The organism is Methylopila musalis, from assembly GCF_042679725.1.
In the GTDB taxonomy this organism is placed as follows: Bacteria; Pseudomonadota; Alphaproteobacteria; order Rhizobiales; family Methylopilaceae; genus Methylopila; species Methylopila musalis.
Genome location: NZ_JBHTMX010000291.1, coordinates 1 through 2,447, shown reverse-complemented (window position 1 = coordinate 2,447; position 2,447 = coordinate 1). Strand labels below are relative to the sequence as shown.

Sequence of the window (2,447 nt, the reverse complement as noted above, 5' to 3'; positions counted from 1 at the left end):
GTGTGGCGCGAGGAGCCGGTGGCGGAGGGCGTCGCCGCGCTCGCGCGGGCGCAGGCCGCGCGCCTCTCCCGCTTCGAGGGCGACCCGCGCTTCCGCGATCCGCGCGCCTGCGGGACCATCGCGGCGGTGAACCTCGCCGTGCCGGATGGCGGCTATCTTGCCGAGATCGGCCTCACCCTGCGCCGCTTCTTCCTGGAGCGTGGCGTGCTGCTGCGCCCGCTTGGCGACGCGCTCTACGCCATGCCGCCCTACTGCGTCACCGAGGCCGAGCTGGATCGGATCCACGACGCGCTGTTCGACGCGGCCGATCTCGTCGGGGCCGGGCGATGAGCCTGCGCGGAACCCGGCTCGCCGGCCTCGGCTGGGCCGCGCCCGAGCGGCGGGTGACGAGCGCCGAGATCGAGGCCTCGCTCGGGCTCGAGCCCGGCTGGATCGAGCGCCGCACCGGCATCCGCGAGCGCCGCTGGGCCGGCGACGGCGACACCCTGTCCAGCCTCGCCGTCGCGGCCGGGGAGCAGGCGCTGGCGGACGCCGGCCTAGACCGCGCCGAGATCGGGTTGACCCTGCTCGCGACCTCCACGCCGGACCAGCTTCTCCCCCCGACCGGCCCGCTGGTGGCGCATCGACTCGGGTTGTCGCGCTCCGGCGCGGCGGATCTGGCGGGCGCCTGCGGCGGGTTCCTCTATGCGCTGACGCTCGCCGAAGGCCATGCGCGGCTCACGGGCAAGGCGGCGCTCGTCATCGGCGCCAACATTCTTAGCCGGCGCATCAACCCGGCGGAGCGCGCAAGCTCCGTTCTGTTCGCGGACGCCGCCGGCGCCGTGGTGCTGGCGCCCGATCCCGATCTAGCGCGCGGCGTCGCGGCCTGTTCGCTCGCCGCCGACGGCGCGGGCTACGGCCTCGTGGGGATCCCCGCCGGCGGCTCCAGCCGTCCGTTCGCGGACGGCCTGCCGATCGAGGACACGCTGATGGCGATCGCCGACGGGCGCGGACTGTTTCTCGAGGCGGTGAGGCTGATGACCGAGTGCTCGCGCGACGTGCTGGCGCAGGCGGACGTGGCGGCGGAGACGGTGGACCGCTTCGTGCCCCATCAGGCCAACGCCCGCATCTTCGCGGCCGTCGGAGCCAAGCTCGGCGTGCGGGACGCGGCCATGGTGTCGAGCATCGCGGACTTCGGCAACTCCTCGGCCGCCACCATTCCGCTCACGCTGGCGCTGTCCCATCAGGCGAAGCCGATCGCTCGGGGCGAGACCCTGCTGCTCGCCGCCGCCGGCGCCGGCATGACCGGCGGCGCGCTGCTGATCCGGGCGTAAAAGCCGTCCGTCCGCGCGAATGAGCTGTGGCCGCCGCGTCGCCGCTTATGGACAGCGGCGCCCCCGCTCCGTAACGCTCAAGACCCCTTGCGACCGAGACCTCCGAGCGGCCCCATGACCGATGCGACGACCGCCCCCGCGCGCGTGACGCCGATGATGGAGCAGTATGTCGAGATCAAGACCGCCAATCCGGACAGCCTGCTGTTCTACCGGATGGGCGATTTCTACGAGCTGTTCTTCGCGGACGCGGAGATCGCGAGCCGCACGCTCGGCATCACGCTGACCAAGCGCGGCAAGCATCTCGGCGAAGACATCCCCATGTGCGGCGTGCCGGTGGAGCGGGCCGACGACTATCTCCAGCGCCTGATCGCCGCCGGCCACCGGGTCGCGGTCTGCGAACAGACCGAGGATCCGAAAGAGGCGAAGAAGCGCGGCGGCAAGTCCGTCGTCCGGCGCGACGTGGTGCGGCTCGTCACCCCCGGCACGCTGACCGAGGACGCGCTGCTGGAGCCGCGCCGGGCGAACCTGCTGGCGGCCGTCGTGCGCGTGCGGGCCGAAACCCAAGGCTTCACCCTCGGCCTCGCCCATGTGGACATCTCGACCGGCGCTTTCGCGGTCGGCGAATGCGATCCGGACACCCTGTCCGCCGCGCTGGCCCGGCTCGATCCGGCCGAGGTGCTGGTGCCGGAAGCGCTGCGCGACGAGTTCGCGCCCGCGGTCGCCGAGACCCGCGCCGCCCTCACCCCCGCCTCCCGCGACCTGACCGATCCGGCGCGAGCCGAAGCCCGGCTCGCCGGCCATTTCGGCGTGGCGACGGTGGAGGCCTTCGGCGCGCTCTCCCGCGCGGAGGTGACGGCGGCCGCCGCCATTGTCGGCTATCTGGAGCGCACCCAGCTCGCCAGCCGCCCGCCGCTCGCCCGGCCCCAGCGGGAGGCGCGCGGCGCGGCGATGGAGATCGACGCCGCCACCCGCGCCAATCTGGAGCTGACGCGCACCCTCGCCGGCCAGCGCGAGGGCAGCCTGCTCAGCGTGATCGACCTCTGCGTCACCTCCGCCGGCTCCCGCCTGCTGGCGCAGCGCGTGGCCGGGCCGCTGCTCGATCCCGCCGCCATCGCCCGCCGCCACGACGCGGTG

At 74.1% G+C, this 2,447-nt stretch carries 2 protein-coding genes and 1 pseudogene; all 3 read left to right on the top strand.

The genetic code is table 11. The features are described 5' to 3' along the window. A pseudogene (locus tag ACFQ4O_RS16825) lies at positions 1–330 on the top strand (adenosylmethionine--8-amino-7-oxononanoate transaminase); the annotation flags it as partial. After that, on the top strand, positions 327–1,313 hold the full coding sequence (locus ACFQ4O_RS16820; RefSeq protein WP_378777418.1) for a beta-ketoacyl-ACP synthase III: 987 nt from the start codon (positions 327–329) through the stop codon (positions 1,311–1,313). The pseudogene ACFQ4O_RS16825 and the gene ACFQ4O_RS16820, both read left to right, overlap by 4 nt. Positions 1,314–1,427: 114 nt before the next feature. Next, on the top strand, positions 1,428–2,447 hold a 1,020-nt coding region (locus ACFQ4O_RS16815; RefSeq protein ID WP_449289004.1), incomplete at its 3' end, for a MutS N-terminal domain-containing protein.

What these genes read in the sequence shown, in the direction of transcription:
- ACFQ4O_RS16820 (WP_378777418.1), top strand. Translation starts at nt 327, where the DNA reads ATGAGCCTGCGCGGAACCCGGCTCGCCGGCCTCGGCTGGGCCGCGCCC.